The sequence below is a fragment of the Marispirochaeta aestuarii genome (genome assembly GCF_002087085.1).
In the GTDB taxonomy this organism is placed as follows: domain Bacteria; phylum Spirochaetota; class Spirochaetia; order JC444; family Marispirochaetaceae; genus Marispirochaeta; species Marispirochaeta aestuarii.
In genome coordinates, this window is the sequence record NZ_MWQY01000072.1 from 1 (window position 1) to 408 (window position 408).

The window sequence follows — 408 nt, forward strand, 5'->3', positions numbered from 1 at the left end:
GAAAACCGGTCATAATTGCCGTATAAACGGGGAAACTGAGTTTTTCAGGAGACCCCACATAGGCATACCAGTTCTTTCCCGAGCGTATTGGGTCTATGGTGGTCCACCTGTTGATGTCGGGCTTGTAATCCCTGAACCCGTAATCATACAGCCCCACCTTCGGGTCAAACTTCTTCCCGTTAAAACCGAACAGCGTTGCAGACAAGGCATTCCAGCCCACGCTATTGTGATTATCATGCCTTTGTCGTGGCCGGTCATAGCGATTACCCCACACATCGTAGCAGTATTCTTCCCGCTGGTTCCCCCGCTCATCGGTGATCCCGATTACCGATCCCAGTATATCATGCAGGTAATAGTCCTTGTCTTTACAGCGCAGGCGTCCCCAGCTGCTTTCGGCAAACTCCTTTC

General features: G+C 51.2%; 1 protein-coding gene. It reads right to left on the reverse strand.

All coding sequences use genetic code 11. The features are described from left to right. On the reverse strand, positions 1-408 hold a 408-nt coding region (locus tag B4O97_RS19160; RefSeq protein WP_332891661.1), incomplete at both ends, for an RHS repeat domain-containing protein.